Source organism: uncultured Kocuria sp., from assembly GCF_947500125.1.
GTDB lineage: Bacteria > Actinomycetota > Actinomycetes > Actinomycetales > Micrococcaceae > Kocuria.
On sequence record NZ_CANMRA010000002.1, the window covers coordinates 54337 to 73223 of the forward strand.

The window sequence follows — 18887 nt, forward strand, 5'->3', positions numbered from 1 at the left end:
CCGGACATGTGGGCAAGGCACTCCGGCTGCTGGAGCTGCTGGGGGAGCACCCGGGCGGGCTGACCGCGGCCGGGGCGGCCAGGATCTGCGGCCATCGCTTCTGCACCGCGTACCGGCTGCTCAGCGCGCTCGTCCGGGACGGCTTCGCCGAGCTGCCGGAGGACCGGCGCTGCGTCCTGGGGCTGACGATCCTCCACGCCGCCCAAGCGTGGCCCAGCGCGGCGGGATCACCGGGACGGTCGTGCGCGGGCACCTCGTCGACACGATCGAGCTCGGTGCGCAGCCCACCGGCTGAGCGGCCGCCGCGAGCTCAGGGGACGGGCGGCCGCCGCGCGCTCAGGGGACGGAGTCGCCGCGGGCCGCCGTGAGCAGGGCGTACCAGTCCTCGTGCCCCAGCCGGGACGCGAGCTCCTCCGCCCCGGCGCACGCGGCGATCCGCTCCGGGTCGGTGGTGCCCAGCACGGGACGGATCCCGCCGGGGTGCCGCATGAGCCACGCGAGCACCACCGCCTCGCCGGAGGCGCCGTGCGCGGCGGCGATCCGGTGGACCGTCGCCGCGGTGGCCGCGGCGTGCTGGTCCTCCGGGGGGATCGGCGCGCCGGTGTACAGGCCGCGGGCCAGGGCCCCCCACGCCTGCACCTCGATGCCGTCGGCCGCGCAGTACTCCAGGAGCCCCTCCGGGAACGAGTGCTCGGCGCCCTCGGGGTGGTTGGCCAGGATCTGCTGCTCCACGAAGCTCCGGTGCCGCAGGCTCAGCTCGAGCTGCACCGCCGTGACGGGCGTGGTCAGCAGCTGCTGGTAGCGGGACACCTGGCGGGTCGACATGTTGGACAGGCCCACGGAGCGGATCAGCCCCTCCTTGCGCAGCTCGTCCAGGGCCTCCGCGACCTCCCGGGGGTCGGCCAGGGGGTCGGGCCGGTGCAGCATGAGCCGTTCCACCGAGTCCACGCGGAGCCGGCGCAGGGATCCCTCGAGGCTGCTCCGGATCGTGTCCCGGTCCAGCCGGTAGTGGGTCGGGGCGCCGGGCGCGGCGGTGTTGCCCGGCAGGCGCACCCCGCACTTGGTCTGGAGGGTCATCGTCCGCCCCAGCTCCGGGTCCTCGGCGAGGAGCTCGCCGAAGACCGCCTCGGACTTCCCGTTGGCGTAGATGTCGGCGTGGTCGAAGTCGGTGATGCCCGCCGCCAGCGCGGCGTGCACCGCGGCGCGGGCGCGGTCCACGGTCCCGGCGCTCGCCGGGGTGTCGTCCCACGACCCGCCGATGGTCATGCAGCCGTAGATCAGTCTCGAGCTCACGGGCGGTCCTCCCCCTCGGGTACTCCGGCGTCCCGGGTGGGACTCTGCTGGTCCGGGCGCTGCTGCTCCAGGCGCTGCTGCTCCGCGGACCAGCGCAGGCGGGCGGCCGCCGCGTAGGCGGCCCCGGACTCCTTCATCCGGCCCGCGCGCTCGTAGAGCCGGCCCAGGGCGGTGAAGCACTCCGCCTGGTCGGTGGTCGTGGCCTCGGTCTCCTGGTAGAAGTCCAGCGCCCGGTTGTACGCGGTGATGGCCTGGGTGTGGCGCTCGCCCAGTTCGTACACCCGCCCCAGGTTGACGTGGCACTGCGCCTGGTCCTGCGCCTCGTGCGGGGTGTCGAGGTACTGGCCCAGGGCGTCGAGGAGGTGCTCCTCGGCGTCGTGGGCGCGGTCGAGCTCGAGCAGCAGGCTGCCCAGGATCAGGTGCGTGCGAGCCTTGTGCTTGCCGCTGCCCGGGATGTGGCGGAAGAGCCCGAGGGCGTTCTCGTAGGCGGTGAGCGCCCGGCCGGGGCGGTTCATCCCGAGGTAGAGGTGGCCCAGGTTGTAGTGGCAGGCGGCCAGCTCCTGGGCGGAGTCGCCCTCCTCCTCGAAGAGGACGATGGCCTGCTGGTAGGCGGTCTCGGCCTCGTCGAGCCGTCCGCGGTCCTCGGCGTCGAGGGCCCGGGTGAAGAACCCGTGCCCGTCCTGGGTGTAGCTCATGCGGATTCCTTTCTCGGCCGGGTCTCCCGCGGGGTGGAGGGAGCTACGCGGGATGCGGGTCCTGCGGGCGGGGGGCCCGGCGGCCCAGCGCGAACCACAGTCCCGCGCCGGCGACGGGGAACGCGAGGATCACGAGCAGCCACAGCAGGCGCAGCACGGGGTCCTGGGCCGGGCTGCGCAGCAGGGAGAGCGAGGCGGCGGCCATCAGCGCGACGACGACCGCTCCGGCCGCCGTCGCACCGCTCTCCCACGCTCCCGTCCGCACGGCCTCGGCGCCGCCGGCCGCGAGGACGGTCAAGGTGCTCATGCATCGATACTGGCACCGCCGGGGCGGGTGGACAAGGGCGGGTGCCGGGGCGTGCCGGTCCCCGGTCCCCCGTAGAGTGGGCTCCGTCACCGCTCAGCACGCTGATAAAATCTGCAGGACGACAGCAATCCCGAGGAGAGCCCACGATGTCCACCTCCGACGACCGCCCGTACGACCAGGAATCCACCCGCGAGGAGACCACCGCCGGGCGCGCCGGCGGACGGGACGCCGACGACACGGGGGTGGAGCGCCACGCGCCCAGCTCGGCGACCGAGCTCTGGGACCACAACGCCTACGGGCGGGAGGACGGCGACATCGGCGGCCCCGCGACCTCGGGCCCCACCGACACGCGCGACCCGCGCGGCGGGGCCCCCGCCTACAACATCGACGCCGGGGACGACGACGCCGTCCGTCACGGCGACGACTCCGGCCGCGAGGGCGGCACGGACGTGCGCAGGACCGGCGAGTCGCTGACCGGGGCGGACGCCACGGCCGGCGACGGCCGCGAGATCGTCGGCGGCGGCGGGGGGCGCGGCGACCGGCGTGACGGCCGGCGCGACGAGCCGTCCGGTGCCGTCGGGCAGGCCTTCGACCAGGAGGCGGCCGACCGGGACGCCACCGCACCGGGCGCGGGGGACCGGGGCGCCCCGGCCGCTGAGGGCCGGGGCACGACGGAGCGCGGTGCCGGCCGCCACGTCGCCGGGGACGAGGGCCGCGACCTCGGGTCCGCCGGTGCCGTGGGCGGCGGGCGCCCGGAGGAGAGCCCCTCCGTGGTGCGGCAGGAGGAGCGGCTGCAGGTCGGGACGGAGCGGGTCGAGACCGGGCGGACCCGGCTGCGCAAGTACGTGGTGGAGGAGCCGGTGCGCGCGGAGCAGACCCTGGCGTCCGAGGACGTCGAGGAGATCCGCACCCCGGTCACCGACGAGGAGCGCGAGGCGTTCCTCGCCGGCCAGGAGCTGACGGTGGGGGACGACGAGGTCGTCCTCTACCGGGAGGTGCCCGTGGTGCGGACGGTGCGCGTGCCCTACGAGCGGGTGCGCCTGGCCGTGCGCCGCACGGAGCGCACCGAGGTGGTCGAGGAGACCGTGCGCCAGGAGTGGATCGACGTCGAGGAGGACTGAGTCCCTCCGTCCCGGACCCCCTCGGCCGTGCGGCCGAGGGGGTCCTTTCCGGTGCGGGGAGGCGCGTCCCCAGGTCGCAGGCGGTTGTTCACCCAGCGCGGAGCCGCGCCCGGGGGCTTGTGCCCTGCCTCACGGGAGTGCAGTAATGATCAGTGAGCTGGTCGTTCCGGTCCGTGCGGGTCGGTGCCGGCCGGTGCCGACCACGTGACGACGACCGGGAGGTCCACCATGCGCAAGAGGCTGAACAGGATGAGGCAGAAGACCGGGGAGCAGTCGTCCATGGCCCCCGGCGTCCCCGGCAGCGAGACCGCGCCCGTCGCGGAGCCCACCACGCCGCGTCCGCCCCTGCCGCCCAAGCCGGACCAGGGCACGCCCGAGCCCGTGAGCCCCACGGGCCAGGACACCGGGATCGACCCGACGCTCAACGCCCAGGGCGGGGAGCACCTGACCACCGCCCACGGTGCTCGGCGCAGCGACACCGACCACTCCCTGAAGGCCGGCCGGCGCGGGCCCGTGCTCCTGCAGGACCACCACTTCCGGGAGAAGATCAGCCACTTCGACCACGAGCGCATCCCGGAGCGCGTCGTGCACGCCCGCGGCGCCGGCGCCCACGGCGTGTTCCGCTCCTACGGCACCGCGAGCAGGATCTCCTCCGCCGCGGTGTTCCAGAAGGACGTCGAGACCCCGGTCTTCGTGCGCTTCTCCACCGTCCTCGGCTCGCGCGGCTCCGCCGACCTCGCCCGGGACACCCGCGGCTTCGCCACCAAGTTCTACACCTCCGAGGGCACCTGGGACCTCGTGGGCAACAACATCCCCGTGTTCTTCATCCAGGACGCCATCAAGTTCCCGGACGTCATCCACGCCGGCAAGCCCCACCCGGACCGGGAGATCCCGCAGGCGCAGTCCGCGCACGACACCTTCTGGGACTTCGTCTCCCTGCACACCGAGGCCCAGCACCACACCATCTGGAACATGTCGGACCGCGGCATCCCGCGGTCCTACCGCACGATGGAGGGCTTCGGCATCCACACGTTCCGGCTCGTCGACGACGCGGGCCGCAGCGTGCTCGTGAAGTTCCACTGGAAGCCGAAGCTGGGCGTGCACTCGGTGCTGTGGGAGGAGGCCCAGATCGCGATGGGCATGGACCCCGACGTGCACCGCCGGGACCTCGCCGACGCCATCGAGGCCGGTGCCCACCCCGAGTGGGAGCTGGGCGTCCAGGTCTTCGAGGACAACGAGGAGCAGACCTTCGAGGGCATCGACCTGCTCGACCCCACGAAGATCGTCCCGGAGGAGCTCGCACCCGTCGAGCCGGTCGGGCTGATGACGCTCAACCGCAACCCGTCGAACTACTTCGCCGAGACCGAGCAGGTCGCCTTCAACCCCAACAACCTGGTCCGCGGCATCGACGTCACCAACGACCCGCTGCTGCAGGGCCGGCTGTTCTCCTACCTCGACACCCAGCTCAGCAGGCTGGGCGGGCCCAACTGGACGCAGCTGCCGATCAACCGCCCGCACGCCCCGGTCAACGACATGCTCCGGGACGGCATGCACCAGACCGCCGTGCACTCCGGCGTCGCGCCCTACCACCCGAACTCGCTGGACGGGAACAACCCCTTCCCCGCCGACGAGCCGGCCCGCCCCTTCATCGACCACCCGGCCCCGGTCGCGGAGTCGGTCAAGGAGCGCGGGAACCCCGTCTCCTTCGAGGACCACTACAGCCAGACCCGCCTGTTCTGGCTGTCGATGAGCGACGTCGAGAAGGAGCACATCGCGCAGGCGTACACCTTCGAGCTCGGCAAGTGCTGGGAGCAGTCCGTCAAGGAGCGGCAGCTGCAGGCGCTCGCCAACGTGGACGAGAAGCTCTGCGCCGTGGTCGCCCAGGGGCTGGGCCTGCCGGCGCCGAAGCCGACCGTCAAGCACGGGAAGATCACGCCGAGCCCGGCCCTGTCCCAGGTCGGCGGGCAGTGGCCCCTCGACGGCCGCCAGGTGGGCATCGTGGTGGGCCCGGACCCGGACGAGAACGACCTCGTGGCCGTGGTCTCCGCGATCGACGACGCCGGGATGGTGCCCCTGGTCATCGCCCCGCACGGCGGACCGGTCGGGCGCGGCGGGAAGGTCGTGGCCCACCGGACCTATCTCACGGCGCGCTCGGTCGAGTTCGACTCGGTGCTCGTGGCCGGTGCCGTCCCACCGGCCCCGGACGCCCAGCAGGGCCTCGACGCGAAGGCCGGGGCCGTCTCGTCCGGCGGCGTGGACCCGCGCGTGCACCTGCTGCTCGGCGAGGTGTTCCGCCAGGCCAAGGCCATCGGCACCTGGGGCACCAAGGGGCAGGTGCTCGCCGCGGCGGGCCTGCCCGCGGGTGCGCCCGGCGTGGTCTCCGGCAAGGACGCCGCCGCCGTGGTCGAGCAGGTGGTCACGCTCATGAAGAGCCACCGCGCCTGGGAGCGGTTCCCCGTCTCCGGCCGCCTCTGACCCCCGCCCCCTGACGCGAAGTCACCACTTCTGCCCGAGACCGCCGCAGACCAGCGGTGCGCTCGGGCAGAAGTGGTGACTTCGGCGGCTGGGGCGCGCGGGGTGCCCGGGGAGGGGCCGGTCAGAAGCGGCCGAGCTCCTCCCGCAGCGCCGAGCCCAGGTCGGGGTGGCGGAACCGGTAGCCGCGGTCGATGGCCCGGTCCGCCGAGACCCGCTGGTCCGCGAGCGCCATGAGCTCGGCGCCCTCGGACCCGAGCACGAGCTTCGGCCCGAACCCTGGCGTGGGCAGCAGGGCCGGCCGGCCGAGGACCTTCCCGAGGGTCCGGGCGTAGTCGCGGCCCGTCACGGGCATCGGGGCCACGGCGTTGAGGGGCCCGTGCAGGCCGGGGGAGAGCACGGCGTGGGCGAACAGGCCCACCGCGTCGTCCAGCGAGATCCAGCTCAGCCACTGCTCCCCGGAGCCGAGCCGCCCGCCCAGTCCCGCGAGGAACAGGGGCAGCTGGGCCTTGAGGGCGCCGCCGGCGGGGCTCTGCACCACCCCGGTGCGCACCGTGACCACGCGGGTGCCGATGGCCTCGGCGTCCTGGGCGGCCCGTTCCCACTCCGTGCAGACCTCGGCGAGGAAGTCGTCGCCCGGCGGGGACTTCTCCGTGACGGTCTCCCCGTGCGTGTCCGCCCCGTAGTACCCGATCGCGGAGCCGTTGATCAGCGCGGAGGGCGCCTCGTCGCCGAGAGCGGTGAGGGCCCGGACCAGCAGCCGGGTGCCGAGCACCCGCGAGTCGTGGATCTGCTCCTTCGCCGCGTCCGTGAGCCGCCCGCCGATGCTGCGCCCGGCCAGGTTCACCACGACGTCCACGCCCCGCAGGGCGGCGGGGTCCAGCTCCCCGGCCTCCGGGTCCCACGAGATCTCGAGGGGGGTGCGCGCCGCGCGGCGCACGAGGCGCAGGACCGTGTGGCCCCCGGTGCCGAGCAGCGCGGCCAGCTGGACGCCGATGGTGCCCGAGGCCCCCGTGACGGCGACGGTCAGGGGCCGGCCGGGATAGCGGGAGTGGAGGTCGAGGTCGGCGGCCAGCCGCCGGGAGCGGGTCTCGAACTGGCGTCCCAGGGACCGGCTCATCAGCCGGTCCCCGAACGCCCGGCTGCCCGGCAGCGTCGCGTACTCCACCGTGTCGGTGACCAGGGTGCCGCCGTGCCCGTCGTCGTCGAACCGGTGGTGGTGCTCCCACGAGGCGAGCGGGCCCTTCACCATCCGGTCCCGGAACTCCCGGCCCGGGACGAAGCCGTGGTGCTCCGCGGTCCAGGGCACCGAGGCCAGCCCGTAGGAGCCCGGCACGGCGACCCGGAGCCGGGAGCGCGTCCCGTCCTGCAGCGGGGGCGAGGACTCCTCCACCACGGAGCCCGTCCAGGCGGGGGTCAGCCGTGTGAGCGCCCCCGGGCGGGCGTGCCAGGCGAAGACGTCCTCGACGGGATGGGGCACGCGGGAGCTGAACGTGAAGGTGGTCATGCGTGCCACTCAACCCGCAATGCCCCGGTTCGTCCAGGACCTCGCGCCGCAGGCCGTCCGTGTCCCCGCCCGAGCCCCGGCGCCCGCCCTTCCCCGGGCCCGTCCGGTTCGCTAGGGTGGACGCACGTTTTCGCGAAGGAGGTTGCCATGACCACCCCGAACAACGACGACACGCCGGACCTCGACGACGTCATCCGGCCCGAGGAGGACGCCCTGCCCCGCCGCATCCACCAGGGGCACGCCGGTATGCCCGAACGGCTCGACGACGACGCCCTCGCCGCGGCCACCGAGCAGGAACGGGTGGCCGCCGGGTTGCAGGACTGGGCGCCGGGGCAGGCCCCGCCGGCCGCCGACCCGCTGCCCGAGGGGTCCTCCGAGGCCGCCGACCGGGCCCAGCGGGGCCTGCCCGACGAGGAGCCCGGCTGACCGTCCGCCCGCTCCGGCACGACCGTCCGGCCACGGGCAGGGCCGGGCCGCCGGCGGGAACCGTTCCGGCAGGGCCCCTGACCGGCAGGGTCCCACTCCGGCAAGATCCCATTCCAGCAAGGTCCCATTCCAGCAAGGTCCCATTCCAGCAAGGAGATCGACATGGCCGAGCGAGGCAGCACCAAGCACAGCGCGGAACTGGACGACCAGATGAAGCAGGAGGTCGCCGGTGAGGTGGCCGGCGTCCAGCCCGACCACGTGGAGGAGCACCGGCAGACGGACCCGTGGGTCGACGACACCGACAGCCCGGAGGTGCTCTCCGCCGTCGAGGAGCGCGAGCGCGCTCCCCGCCCGGAGGACCGGCCGTAGCGGTCGGGGGAGCCCGGAGCCCGCGCGGTCGCGGGCTCCGGGCGTCCCGCTTGCCCCGGGGCGGGCCGTCGCCCAGAGTGGGGGACGTGAACACCCCCGGACGCATCGTCCTCATCCGCCACGGTCAGACCGACTGGAACCTCGAGGAGAGGCTCCAGGGCGCCACGGACGTCCCGCTCAACGACGCCGGGCGGGAGCAGGCCCGGGCCGCCGGCCGGCACCTGCTCGCCGAGGCCCTCGGCTGGGACGTGCTGGTCTCCTCGCCGCTGGGCCGGGCCGTGGAGACCGCGCGGATCATCGGCGAGGCCCTGGGCCTCGAGCTCGCGGCGACCTACGACGAGCTCGTGGAGCGCAGCTTCGGCCCGCACGAGGGCTCGCGCCTGGCGGGCCTCGAGGGAGTCGCACGGGAGCGGGTCCTCTCCGCGGGGGAGCCGGCGGAGGCGGTCGCCCGCCGCGGCCTGGCGGCGCTGCGCCGGATCCGCGACGACCACCCGGGGCGCAGCGTGCTGGTCGTGGCGCACGGCTCGCTCATCCGCCTGACGGTCTCCGAGCTCAACGGGGAGGCCCATCCCCGGGTCCGCAACTGCGAGGTGGTGCCCGTGCGGGCGGAGGCCCTCGGCGCCGCGCGCCTGCGAGATGACGTGTCGGAGTCCACCGCACCCTGACAGCCCCGGGTTCCTTCAATAAGCTGAGGCCATCAGGGACGGTCCCACGAGGTGCCGTCCACCCCCTGCGGCGGCGACGGTGGCGCACAGAACGCGTCCCCGGCCGTCCACGGCGACGAAGGCGTGATGCGGCTGTGGCCTCTGACCAGTACACGATCCCCGACGAGGACCGGACCCAGGCGATCCGCGTGATCCCGCGGGCCCCCGACTGGACCGGGGACCGGGAGTGGATCAACGAGTACTACCGTCACGTCCCGCAGGACGACCTGCTCGCCCGCACCGAGGAGCAGCTGCGCGAGCGGGCCGAGCACCATCACGAGGTGGGCCGGGTCCGGGCGCCGCGGGAGATCGCCGTGGGCGTGCGCCAGGAGGACTCGACCTCCGTGGTCTTCGTGGTCACCGAGGACGTCCCCTACCTCGTGAGCACCGTGTCCGCGGAGATCGCCGCCAAGTGGGGCGGCGCCCGCCTGCTGATCCACCCCGTGCTCGTCGCCACCCGGGACGCGGACACCCACGAGCTGCGCGAGCTCCAGCAGGTGCCGGACTTCTCGGCCACCTCCAGCGGCGACACCACCGCGCTGCCCAGCCTGGCCGGCCTCCGCTCGGACGGCAGCACCACGCACGTCGTGGAGTCCTGGATCTCCGTGGAGCTGTCCCGGCAGATGTCGGACGGGACCGCCCAGGAGCTCGTGGACCGGCTCTCGAGCCTGCTCGAGGACGTCCAGCGGGTCGACGACGACCAGGTGGAGCTCAAGGAGCGCGTCGGCCGGCTCGCGGACGAGCTCGACCGGCTGCGGCAGCTGGACCTGCCCGAGGGCGGGCACCCGCCGCTGATCGGACCGTCCCAGGAGTTCCTGCGCTGGCTGGTCCGGGGCAACTTCATCCTCATGGGGTTCAAGGAGTACGACCTCGAGGACTCCGGCGACGGACTCTCCCTGGTCAGCCGCCCCGGCACCGGCCGGGGCCTGCTCGTGGAGCACGACCGCAAGCCGCACCGGCAGGTCCTGACCGGGCTGGGCCGGGAGCACGCGCGCGAGGCCGGGACGCTGTTCATCACGAAGGCCAACCGCCGCTCGTCGATCCACCGCCGGGAGTACCTCGACTACATCGGTGTCGCGAAGTACGACGACGAGGGCCGGATCGTGGGCGAGTACCTGGTGCTGGGGCTGTTCACCCGCCGCGCCTACAACACGCCGGCCCGCGAGACGCCGCTGATCAAGGAGAAGATGGCCGAGGTCGCCGAGCGGTTCGGCTTCCTCGAGGACTCGCACTCGGCCCGGGACCTCATGGGCAACATCGAGGACTACCCGCGCGACGAGCTGTTCCACATGACCGCGGACGAGCTCTACGACATCATGCGCGGTGTCATGGGCCTGGACGAACGGCGGCAGACCCGCCTGTTCCTGCGCCAGGACCACTTCGGGCGGTTCATGTCCGCCGTCGTCTTCCTCCCCCGCGACCGGTACAACACGTCGGTGCGCGGGCGGATCGAGGCGGAGCTCAAGCGCACCTTCGACGCCGAGTCCATCGACTTCGACGCCCGGCTCTCCTCCTCGACCCTGGCCCGCCTGTTCTTCCGCATCCGGCTGCCGTACACCGGCGAGGTGCAGTCCTTCGACCGCTCGGGCCTCGAGGCGCGGCTGCGGGCCGCGGTGCGGTCCTGGTCCGAGGCGCTGGCCCGCGCGATCCACCGGAACTTCTCGGAGGAGCTCGCCCGGACCCACGCCGAGAACTGGGCGGAGGCGTTCCCGGACGCCTACCGGGCGGACTACGAGATCGAGGAGGCCGTCGAGGACCTCCAGCGCTGCGAGGAGCTGTGGGGGCGGGACCCGGACCTGCCCGCGGAGGTGCGCGTCGTCGACGACCCCGGGGGCGTGCGGCTGAACATCTACCTCACCCGGTCGCTGTCCCTCACCGAGCTGCTGCCGATGCTGCAGAACCTCGGCCTGACGGTCCTCGACCAGAAGCCGTACGAGGTCACCCCCGCCGACGGCCGCCACTTCCAGCTCTACGACTTCGGGGTGCGGCTGCCGGAGGGCGTGGACGCGACCGGCCCGGAGGACGCCAAGACCGAGGACCTCATCGAGGACACCCTGTGCGCGGTGCTGTCCAACCGCTCCGAGTCGGACTCCCTGAACCGGCTGGTCCTCACGGAGCGCATGACGTGGCGGACCGTGGCCGTGCTGCGCTCCTACGTCCGGTACCTCCTGCAGCTGGGGCATCCCAACTCGTTCGACTACATCGCGGACACGCTCCTGGCGTTCCCCGAGGTCACCCGGACGCTGGTCGAGTTCTTCGACGCGAGCTTCAACCCGGCGCTCGACGACGCCGTGCGCGGCTCCCAGCGCGACGCCGCGCACGGCCGGCTCATCGAGGCCCTGGACGAGGTGCCGACCCTGGACGCGGACAAGCTGCTGCGCGCGCTGGCCGAGATCATGGCCGCGACCCTGCGCACCAACGTGTACCGGCACCGCCCCACCATGGCGTTCAAGCTGGATCCCCGGCGGATCAGCACGGCCCCGCTGCCGCACCCGATGTTCGAGGTCTGGGTGTGGTCCCCGCGGGTCGAGGGCACGCACCTGCGCTTCGGGCCCGTGGCCCGCGGCGGGCTGCGCTGGTCGGACCGCCGCGAGGACTTCCGCACCGAGGTGCTGGGCCTGGTCAAGGCGCAGATGGTGAAGAACTCGGTGATCGTGCCCAACGGCGCGAAGGGCGGGTTCTACCCCAAGCAGCTGCCGGAGCCGGCCGTGGACCGCGACGCCTGGGTGGCCGAGGGCCGGGAGGCCTACAAGCTGTTCATCGCCTCCCTGCTGGACATCACCGACAACCTCGTCCGGGACGAGTCCGGCCAGGACGTCGCCGTGCACCCGGAGCACGTGGTGCGCCGCGACGGCCAGGACGCCTACCTGGTGGTGGCCGCGGACAAGGGGACGGCGTCCTTCTCGGACACCGCCAACGCGATCTCCGCGGAGTACGGCTTCTGGCTCGGGGACGCCTTCGCCTCGGGCGGCTCGGTGGGCTACGACCACAAGGCCATGGGCATCACCGCCCGGGGGGCGTGGGAGTCGGTGAAGCGGCACTTCTTCGCCCTGGGCGTCGACACCCAGACCGAGGACTTCACCGTGGTGGGCGTGGGGGACATGTCCGGCGACGTGTTCGGCAACGGGATGCTGCTCTCCGAGCACATCCGGCTGGTGGCCGCGTTCGACCACCGCGACATCTTCCTCGACCCCGATCCGGACCCGGCGGTCTCCTACGCCGAGCGCGAGCGGCTGTTCGGCCGCCCCCGGTCCTCGTGGCAGGACTACGACCCGGAGAAGATCTCGGCCGGCGGCGGCGTGTACTCGCGCACCGTGAAGTCCGTGCCGATCTCACCGCAGGTCCGCGAGGCCCTCGACCTCGACGACGGCGTCGAGGAGCTCTCCCCGATCGAGCTGATGCGCGCGATCCTCACGGCGCCCGCCGACCTGCTGTACAACGGCGGGATCGGCACGTACGTGAAGTCGGCGCAGGAGACCTCCACGGACGTGGGGGACAAGGCCAACGACGCCATCCGCGTCGACGGCCAGGACCTGCGGGCCAAGGTCGTCGGCGAGGGCGGCAACCTGGGCTGCACCCAGCTCGGCCGCGTGGAGGCCGCGCTGAACGGGGTGCTGATCAACACGGACGCGATCGACAACTCCGGCGGCGTGGAGTCCTCCGACCGCGAGGTCAACATCAAGATCCTCGTGGACCGCATGGTCGTGGCCGGGGAGCTCTCCGCGGACGAGCGCGCCGGCTTCATCGAGGCCATGACCGACGAGGTCGCCGGGCTCGTGCTGGAGACGAACGTGGCGCAGAACGTGCTGCTGACCACGGAGCGGGCGCGTGTGCGGGACCTCAACGAGGCCTACATCCGGTTCATGCACTGGCTCGAGGAGGAGGCCGACCTCGACCGGGAGATCGAGTTCCTGCCCTCCGACGAGCAGCTGCGCGAGCGGGTCCGCTCCGGCCACGGGCTCACGTCCCCGGAGCTGTCCGTGCTGGCGGCCTACGCCAAGATCCAGCTCTCGGAGGCCCTGGTCGAGGGCGGCCTCGCCGAGGACCCGTGGTTCGTGGAGGTCCTGGAGGCCTACTTCCCGGAGCAGATCACGCAGCGCTTCGGCGAGCTCGTCGGTACCCACCCCCTGCGGGCCGAGATCATCGGCACGGTGGTCGCCAACCAGATGGTCAACTACGGCGGCATCCCCTTCGTCTACCGCGTGATGGAGGAGACCGGGTGCGGGCCCGTGGAGGTGGCCCGGGCCTTCGTGGCGGCGGTGCAGATCTACGAGATCGATCGCTACGCCCACCAGCACCGGGAGCTGCCCGCGGACGTGCCCACCGAGATGTGGGACCGGATGTTCCTGGACATGCGCCGCCTGCTGGACCGCGTGGTGCGCTGGCTCATCAACCGGGAGGAGACCGCCAACCCGGTCGCCGAGGTCATCGACCGCTACAAGCCCACCGTGGACATCCGGTTCCTCGAGGACCGGCTGCTCGGGGAGGACTCCCGGCAGCGGGTCGACTCCCGGGCGGAGGCCGCCGAGCGGCAGGGCATCCCCGGGCCGCTGGCCACGGAGTGGTCGCAGCTGCTGGACGCGTTCGCGCTGCTCGACGTCGCCCGCCTCGCGCACGCCTCCGGCGAGGCCGTCGCCGAGGACGGCAGCCTCGACGAGGAGCAGATCAAGACCATCGCCAAGGTCTACTTCCGGCTCTACGACCGCTACCGCATCGAGAGCCTGCTCAACCGCATCACCGGGCTGCCGCAGACCACCCGCTGGGAGAACCTCGCGCGGATGTCCATGCGGGAGGACGTCTACGCGACCCTCGTGGCCCTCGCCGACCAGGCGCTCGAGGCGCCCGGGCAGGACGCGCGGGAGAAGGTCGAGTCCTGGGAGTCCAGCAACGAGTCCCGGCTGAGCCGGCTGCGCGACGTGCTGGGGGAGATCGAGGCCGAGGGCACGGGCGAGACCTCCGCCGAGCTCGCGTCCCTGTCCGTGGCGCTGCGGACCATGCGCAGCGCACTGGCCGGGTAGGACGGCCCGTGCAGGGAACGGCCGCGGTCGTCGGCTCGGGGCCCAACGGGCTGGCCGCGGCCGTGGTGCTGGCCCGTGCGGGGCTCGACGTCACGGTCCACGAGGCGGCGGGCGCGGCCGGGGGAGCGGCACGCTCCTCCGCCGCGCTCGGCCCCGGCACGGTGGTCGACCTCGGCTCCGCGGTGCACCCCTTCGGCGTGGCCAGCCCGCTGTTCGCGCAGCTGGGCCTGCACCGGCACGGCCTGGAATGGCTGCACCCGCCGGTCGTCGCGGCGCACCCGCTCGACGACGGCCCGCCGGGCCTGCTGCACCGCTCGCTCGAGCGCACCGCGGCAGGGCTGGGCGCGGACGGCCGGGCGTGGTCCCTGCTGCACCGCGGCGTGGTGGAGCGCTGGGAGGAGACGGTCGAGTCGGTGCTGGGCCCGCTCGTGCGCGTGCCCGAGCACCCGCGGGCCCTGGCGTCCTTCGGCCTGCGCGCCCCGTGGCCCGCCGCGGCCACGGCGCGGGCGCTGTTCCGCACCGAGCAGGCCCGGGGACTCTTCGCCGGGTCCGCGGCCCACGCGGTGCTGCCCCCGCGGCACGCCCTGACCTCCGCCTTCGGGACGCTGTTCGGCGCCGCCGCCCACGCCACGGGGTGGCCGGTCGCGCGGGGCGGGTCCCAGACCGTCGTCGACGCCCTCGTGGCCGATCTCGAGGAGCACGGCGGCCGGGTGCTCCTCGACTCGCCGGTGACGGACCTCGCCCGGGTGCGACCCGCCGACGTCGTCCTGCTGGACCTCACGCCCCGGCAGGTGCTGGGCCTGCGCGGGCTCGAGCTGCCGGACCGGTACCGGCGGGCGCTGGCCCGGTGGCGCTACGGCACGGCCTCCTACAAGGTGGACCTGCTGCTGGACGGGCCCGTGCCGTGGCGGGACCCGCGCGTGGCGGAGGCCGGGACCGTGCACGTGGGCGGGACGCTCGCCGAGATCGCCGCCGCGGAGGAGCAGGCCCGGGCGGGCCGGCTGCCGGAGCGCCCGTTCGTGCTCGTGGCCCAGCAGGGTGCCGCCGACCCGTCCCGGGCGCCCGCGGGCCGGCAGGTGCTGTGGGCCTACGCCCACGTCCCGCACGGCTGCGACGACCCGAGGGCGGGGGAACGGGTGCTCGACCAGCTCGAGCGCTTCGCCCCCGGGGTCCGCGACCGGATCCGGGGGCGCGTGGACACCTCGCCGGCCCGGCTCGAGGCGTGGAACGCGAACCTCGTGGGCGGGGACATCGGCGGCGGCTCCCTGGACGGGCTGCAGCAGGTGTTCCGGCCGGCCGTGCAGGCCGACCCCTACGCGACCGGCGTGCCGGGGGTCTGGCTGTGCTCGTCGTCGACCCCACCCGGCGGCGGGGTGCACGGGATGGCCGGGTACCACGCGGCCCGCAGGGCGCTCCGGGGCATCGCGAGGAGCCGGCGGGCCGCCGGCTGACGGGAGCTCAGGCGCCGATCCCGGCGTACGTGGTGGCCGCGAGCTCGCGGATCTGCGCCACGTAGCCGCGGGTCTCCGCGAACGGGGGGATCCCGCCGTGCCGCAGGACGGCCGTGGGCCCGGCGTTGTAGGCCGCGAGCACCAGGTCGATCTCCTCCTGGGGCGAGGCGGGCGCCAGCCCCTGCACCATGCGCCGCAGGTCCTTGAGGTAGACGCCCTGGGCGCGGATGGCGGCCCGCGGGTCGAAGGGGTCGCCCCGCCCGTAGCGCTGCCAGGTGTCCGGCATGAACTGGGCGAGGCCCTGCGCGCCGGCGTGGCTGACGGCCCGCGGGTTCCACCGGCTCTCGACGTCCAGCTGGGCGGCCACGATCTCGGGCGGGAGCCCCGAGAGCTCGGCGGCGGCCAGGACGTCGTCGCCCCACGGCTCCGGGACGGGAGCGGTGCGGCTCGGCCCGTCCCCGCGGAGTGCGTCGCAGCACCCGGGGGCGTTGGCGTGGAAGAGCCCGCCGGTCCCGATCAGGAGCAGCACCACGGAGGCCAGCAGGAACCACGGGGAACCGCGCGGGGCGAGTTCCCCGGGGCCGGCGCTCTCGGTGCCGGTTCGCTCGGCGCCGGTTCTCTCGGCGCCGGGGCGCGCGGGGTCCAGGACAGTGGTGGTCATCCGTTCCAGGCTAGGAGGCCCTGTCCGTCCCGGTCTGCGGCCTCTTGGGGGGACAGCGGCCGTCCCGCCCGGTGGGGAGGGCGGGTCAGCCCGTGACCTCGATCAGGCCGCGGGCTCCCCGCTCGGCCTCCACGAGGGAGTGGTTGACGAAGGGGTAGGTGCCCGGGTCGGGGAACTCCAGCTCCACGAAGCCGCCCTGGGCGGGGGCGAGGTCGAGGGCCTGGGCGCCGCCGGAGGACGCGCCGCCGGGCTCCAGGAGATAGGCGCCCTCCCGGTGGACGGTGTCGAACTGACCGCCCACCACGTGGAAGCTCAGTCCCGTGGACGGACCGGCCGCGAGGACCCGGATCCGCACCCTCTCGCCGGCGCGGGCGGTCAGCGGCTCGTGCAGGTACTGGGTGGCGTGGCCGTTGAAGACCGTGAGGCTGGGCACCCCGCCCGGGATCCTGGCGGGATCCACCACCGCGTCCACCCCGGCCTCCTCGTCGGCGACGTCCCGGGGCGGGCCCAGGTACGTCTCGTTCTGCACGAGGAGGTAGTCGCGGTCCACCTCCGGGAGCCCCGGTGGGTCGATGACCACGGCGCCGAACATGCCGGCCGCCACGTGCGTGCTCATCGGCGCGGTGGAGCAGTGGTAGAGCCAGATGCCGGAGCGCACCGCCTCGAAGCGGTAGACGAGGGACTCCCCGGGGGCGACGGTGCGCATGGTCTCGTCGGGCGCCACCGTGCCCGCGTGGAAGTCCACCGAGTGGCCCATCGTGCCGCCGTTGGTCAGCGTGATCTCGAAGACGTCGCCGACCTCCCCGCGCAGCGTGGGCCCCATGTAGCGGCCGTTGTACGTCCACGCCCGCATGCGGACGCCGGGGGCGATCTCGTGCTCGCCCTCCGAGACGTCGAGGTCCACCCGGTGCACCCGCCGGCCGTCCTCCTGCACGCCCGCCCCGACGGGCTCGAGCACGGGGGAGCGGACCTCGACGCCCTCTCCCGGGGCGGCCCCGAGGTCCGCCCCGGCGGCCGGATCGGCGCCGGCGGGGACCGTGCCGGGCGTCCCGTGCCGCTGGTCGGCCGCGGAGGGCGCGTCGAGGGGAGCGCCGTCCGCGCCGACGGCGACCACGTCGAGGGTCATCCCCATGCTGCGGTGCCCGACGATCGAGCACCACCCCTCCAGGGGCCCGTCGACCACGCCGGCCTCCACGGTCACCGTCTGCCCGGGGCCGACGCGCCCGGAGCTCGTGCCGGAGGCCAGGACGAGGTCGTGCACGTTGGTCGGGTCGTCGTTCGTCAGCTCGATCACGAGCTCGTCGCCGACCGGGACCTCCACGGCGGAGGGCTCGAAGCGCATCCCTTCCCGGGCACTGACCTGCACGGTGGTCGTCCTGCCCGTGGCCGGAGCCCCGGAGCCGCCGCCGCGCACGTCGAACCCCGCCGCGGCGGGGTTCACGGCGATGCCCGCCGCGACGCCCAGGGCCACGACGAGCACCCCCGCCAGCGCCTCGCGGGCCGGCCGCGGAGGCGCGGCGGGGGCGACGGCCTCCGGCGCGGGCACCGGCTCCCCGGCCCGGCGGGCCATGGCCGCCCGGCGCCCCGCCACCGAGGTCCGGGCGGCGGAGACCATGAGTGGGACGAACGCGAAGAGGGCCGCCGCGCCCAGGACGGAGACCACGGCCCGGACCCAGGAGGGCACCGCGCCCGGTGGGAGCGCGAAGAGCAGCACGCACAGGTTGACGACCACCACGCGGAACGTCCCGGCGCGGTTGATGGCCCGGTGGGCCGCCCGCACGGTCGCCGGCCCTCCCCCCATGGTCACGGGCAGGAGGTAGGACATGGCCCCCAGCAGCACCTGCACCAGGAAGCCGGCCACGAACGGGACGGTCAGCTGCCCCAGCGCCGCCGCGTCGAAGCCGCGCAGGGCCACCACGAGGGCGGCGGCGACCACGGCGAGCGTCCACCACAGGACGCCGGCGGCCACGGACCAGCCCGCGTAGTCGGCGGGGCGGGCCCGCACCGCGGTCCGGGCCATGACCGCGACCACGGCGCCCAGCCCCGCCGCGTAGACCGCCAGCCCCGCCGCGGCGAGCACGGGGGACCCTGCCAGCGCCGCCGTCCCGGTGAGCACCAGCCCCCCGGTCAGCACGGGCAGCGCCGCGGTGCTGACCCGGGTGGAGAGCTCCGCCATGCGCGTGCGCAGGATCGTGGGCCACAGGGTGAGCACGGTCCCTGCGACGGTCAGGCCCACGAAGCCCAGGACGTTGGTGGCCTCGTGGGCGAGGAGCAGGCGCGCGTGCCAGGCGCCGGCGGGACCGGTGGCCAGGAGCGCGCCGAGGACCGCGCCCACCGGCAACAGGAAGGCCGCGACCACGTAGTAGCGCACGGTCACCGCGAACCGGGACGGCAGCGCCGTGCGCAGCTGCCGGAGCAGGGCCACCCCGTGCCAGGCCACCGCGGCGCCCACGGCGGTCGAGGCGACGAGCACCAGCACGTACCAGCCGGTGAGGAGTCCTGCGACGAGCAGCACGGTGCCGGCGTTGAGCAGCCCGATCCGGGCCAGCTGCCGGCCCCGGGCGTCGTCGGGCACCCGGTTCTTCAGCAGGGAGTCGGTGAAGTGCTGGGACCAGACCAGGACCGAGTTGGTCACGAGCCCCAGGGTGACGAGGTGCACCAGCAGCCACCGCGTCTCCGGGAGCCAGCGGTGGAAGAGCACGACGAGGAGCAGGGCCGCCATCCACAGGAGGACCGGTCTGCCGGCCCGGCGGTGCCAGGACGTCCGTCCCCGGGGGCGTGCGGATGCGTGCACGGAGCTCACCTGCCCAGTTAATCAGCGGATCAGATACCAGTATAGGGTGCGGCCTGCGCCGGGCGTGCC

Annotated in this window: 14 protein-coding genes; 8 read left to right on the plus strand and 6 right to left on the minus strand. The window is 74.2% G+C overall.

The annotated features are described in order from the left end of the window. The first annotated feature begins 8 nt into the window (after positions 1-8). Complete coding sequence (locus Q0817_RS01535) at positions 9-368, plus strand: helix-turn-helix domain-containing protein (RefSeq protein WP_298583182.1); 360 nt, start codon at positions 9-11, stop codon at positions 366-368. On the opposite strand, the gene Q0817_RS01540 is transcribed toward Q0817_RS01535, so the two are convergent. From Q0817_RS01540 to Q0817_RS01550, 3 genes are read right to left on the minus strand one after another with little or no spacing between them, the layout of a single operon-like run. Continuing rightward, on the minus strand, positions 337-1293 hold the full coding sequence (locus Q0817_RS01540; RefSeq protein ID WP_298583183.1) for an aldo/keto reductase family oxidoreductase: 957 nt from the start codon (positions 1291-1293) through the stop codon (positions 337-339). The two genes, Q0817_RS01535 and Q0817_RS01540, sit on opposite strands and share 32 nt — an antisense overlap. Beyond that, on the minus strand, positions 1290-1988 hold the full coding sequence (locus Q0817_RS01545; RefSeq protein ID WP_298583185.1) for a tetratricopeptide repeat protein: 699 nt from the start codon (positions 1986-1988) through the stop codon (positions 1290-1292). The genes Q0817_RS01540 and Q0817_RS01545 overlap by 4 nt, the downstream gene beginning before the upstream one ends. Before the next feature lie 43 nt (positions 1989-2031). Next, positions 2032-2295, minus strand: a complete 264-nt coding sequence (locus Q0817_RS01550; RefSeq protein WP_298583187.1) for a PLDc N-terminal domain-containing protein — start codon at positions 2293-2295, stop codon at positions 2032-2034. Between the two features lie 146 nt (positions 2296-2441). On the opposite strand from Q0817_RS01550, the gene Q0817_RS01555 reads away from it, so the two are divergent. After that, complete coding sequence (locus Q0817_RS01555; protein WP_298583189.1) at positions 2442-3416, plus strand: YsnF/AvaK domain-containing protein; 975 nt, start codon at positions 2442-2444, stop codon at positions 3414-3416. Between the two features lie 279 nt (positions 3417-3695). Beyond that, the gene (locus tag Q0817_RS01560) at positions 3696-5891 is read left to right on the plus strand and encodes a catalase (RefSeq protein WP_298583543.1); all 2196 of its coding nucleotides are present in this window, start codon (positions 3696-3698) and stop codon (positions 5889-5891) included. Between the two features lie 121 nt (positions 5892-6012). Here the strand turns inward: Q0817_RS01560 and Q0817_RS01565 are convergent, their stop codons facing one another. Next, complete coding sequence (locus tag Q0817_RS01565; RefSeq protein ID WP_298583191.1) at positions 6013-7395, minus strand: TIGR01777 family oxidoreductase; 1383 nt, start codon at positions 7393-7395, stop codon at positions 6013-6015. A gap of 147 nt (positions 7396-7542) precedes the next feature. On the opposite strand from Q0817_RS01565, the gene Q0817_RS01570 reads away from it, so the two are divergent. The 5 genes from Q0817_RS01570 to Q0817_RS01590 all read left to right on the plus strand — a co-directional run bounded on the left by Q0817_RS01570 (position 7543) and on the right by Q0817_RS01590 (position 15363). Then, entirely contained in the window at positions 7543-7821 is a 279-nt protein-coding gene (locus Q0817_RS01570) for a hypothetical protein (RefSeq protein ID WP_298583193.1), read from the plus strand. A 162-nt stretch (positions 7822-7983) separates the two neighbouring features. Continuing rightward, a complete protein-coding gene (locus tag Q0817_RS01575) occupies positions 7984-8190 on the plus strand; it encodes a hypothetical protein (protein WP_298583195.1) in 207 nt (68 codons plus the stop codon). A gap of 86 nt (positions 8191-8276) precedes the next feature. Continuing rightward, positions 8277-8855, plus strand: a complete 579-nt coding sequence (locus Q0817_RS01580; RefSeq protein WP_298583197.1) for a histidine phosphatase family protein — start codon at positions 8277-8279, stop codon at positions 8853-8855. A gap of 134 nt (positions 8856-8989) precedes the next feature. Beyond that, the gene (locus Q0817_RS01585) at positions 8990-13912 is read left to right on the plus strand and encodes an NAD-glutamate dehydrogenase (protein WP_298583199.1); all 4923 of its coding nucleotides are present in this window, start codon (positions 8990-8992) and stop codon (positions 13910-13912) included. Between the two features lie 8 nt (positions 13913-13920). After that, entirely contained in the window at positions 13921-15363 is a 1443-nt protein-coding gene (locus Q0817_RS01590) for an NAD(P)/FAD-dependent oxidoreductase (protein ID WP_298583201.1), read from the plus strand. A 7-nt stretch (positions 15364-15370) separates the two neighbouring features. Here the strand turns inward: Q0817_RS01590 and Q0817_RS01595 are convergent, their stop codons facing one another. Further along, positions 15371-16024 carry a lytic transglycosylase domain-containing protein gene (locus Q0817_RS01595; RefSeq protein WP_298583203.1) on the minus strand — a complete coding sequence of 218 codons (654 nt, stop codon included), beginning with the start codon at positions 16022-16024 and terminating at the stop codon, positions 15371-15373. 85 nt (positions 16025-16109) lie between these two features. Further along, on the minus strand, positions 16110-18818 hold the full coding sequence (locus Q0817_RS01600; protein ID WP_298583205.1) for a multicopper oxidase domain-containing protein: 2709 nt from the start codon (positions 18816-18818) through the stop codon (positions 16110-16112). Between the last annotated feature and the right edge of the window lie 69 nt (positions 18819-18887).